The sequence below is a fragment of the Streptomyces sp. NPDC052036 genome (assembly GCF_040680495.1).
Taxonomy (GTDB): Bacteria; Actinomycetota; Actinomycetes; order Streptomycetales; family Streptomycetaceae; genus Streptomyces.
Genome location: NZ_JBFAWW010000122.1, coordinates 1 through 1,767, shown reverse-complemented (window position 1 = coordinate 1,767; position 1,767 = coordinate 1). Strand labels below are relative to the sequence as shown.

Genomic DNA, 1,767 nt, shown 5'->3' with positions numbered 1-1,767 from the left:
GGCACTGGGGAATCGAGAACTCCTCGCACTACATCAGGGACGTCACCTTCGCCGAGGACGCCTCCACCGTTCACACCGGGACCGCACCCCGCGCCATGACGACCTTCCGCAGCCTCGCCATCGGCGTGCTGAAAATCCTCGGAGCCGACAACATCGCCAAGACCACCCGGGCGATCCGCGACGAGCCCCGACGAGCACTCCCCATCCTGGGCATCACCAACGATCCGGACACCTACGGAACTTGATCAAGCCCTGGATTCCCCACGGGGCGCCGACCATCGATGGTGCTGCCGACCATGCTCGAACTGGCGTGATATTCCCTGTTTCGAGTGGTTTGATCACTGATTAGTCAATCCTTGCGAATCGGGCGAGTTCCCCATGGGCATGCCGGTGCCCGGGTTGAGGGCCCGGATCTCTCGGAGCGTCGCGGGCCCTCGATCCGCGAGCCGAGAGGCCGACGGACGCACCGGATGGCAAGGAGAACATTCACCGTGGTCGACATCGTCGAGATCTACGTGCACTGGTACGCGGGCCGGTCCAAGAGCCAGGTGTCCGCCTCGCTGGGGGTGGACCGCAAGACGATCAGGAAGTACCTGGCGCCAGCGGAAAAGGCGGGGATCACCCCGGGCAGGCCGCCCATGAGCGAGACGGATTGGGCCAAGCTGCTCAAGAGCTGGTTCCCCGAGCTCACGAGCCGGAAGCTGAACCAGGTCAGGTGGGGCGAGATCGAGCCGCACCGCGACTACGTCAAGGAACTGCTTAAGACGACCACGGTCACCACGATCCACCAACGCCTTCGCGACGAGGGCAAGTTGAAGGTGTCTCTGACGACGTTCCGCCGCTGGGTGCACGAGAACCTGCCTGATGAGGCGGCCCGCTCGAAGGTCACGGTGCTGCGGGACGACGTCGAGCCGGGCTCGGAGGCCCAGATCGACTACGGCTTCCTGGGGCAGTGGATCAACCCCACGACCGGGAAACGCCACCGGATCTGGGCTTTTGTGATGGTGCTGCCCGCCTCGCGGCACATGTTCGTCCGCCCGGTGACGCACATGGACCAGCACGCCTGGACCCTCGCGCACGCGGAAGCCTTCCGCTTCTTCGGCGGCGTCCCGCGCCGCCTGGTGCCGGACAATCTCAAGACCGGGGTCGACAAGCCGGACCTCTACGACCCGAAGATCAACCGCTCTTATGCCGAACTCGCCACCTACTACGGCACGTTGGTGGACCCGGCCCGCGCATCGAAGCCGAAGGACAAGCCGCGGGTCGAGCGGCCCATGCCCTATGTTCGCGACTCGTTCTGGAGCGGTCGGACGTTCACCTCACTGGAGCACATGCAGGCCGAGGCCCTGCTCTGGGCCAGGAACGTCGCAGCTCAGCGACAGTGCCGCCCGTTGGGCGGCGCGAAGCCGCTGTCCGTGTTCGAGGCGGTAGAGGCCAAGGCCCTGCTGCCGCTGCCCGAGGAGCCGTTCGTGCTGGCCCGGTGGTCACAGGCCACCGTCGGCCCGCACATCCACATCAAGGTCGGCCGCACGCTCTACTCGGTGCCCTGGAAGCTGATCGGCCGCCGGGTCGATGTCCGCTCCACCGCCACAATGATGCAGGTCTTCCACGAGGGCGAGCTGGTCAAGACGCACACGGCACTTGAGCAGGGCAAACGCACCGACAAAAACACGGGCTCTCCTGCCGTATGTGTGGGCGCCCTGAACTGCCCCGATACAGGAAACACGCCGCCTCCTGTGATCCTTGAGGTGTCTAGGCTCAAGTTGG

Annotated in this window: 1 protein-coding gene and 1 pseudogene; both read left to right on the top strand. The window is 65.4% G+C overall.

What is annotated here, in order from left to right; translation table 11 throughout:
• Nucleotides 1-245 (top strand): annotated as a pseudogene (locus tag AB0L95_RS42150) (ISAs1 family transposase); the annotation flags it as partial.
• A 225-nt stretch (nt 246-470) separates the two neighbouring features.
• On the top strand, nt 471-1,767 hold a 1,297-nt coding region (gene istA / locus AB0L95_RS42145), incomplete at its 3' end, for an IS21 family transposase (RefSeq protein WP_365171973.1).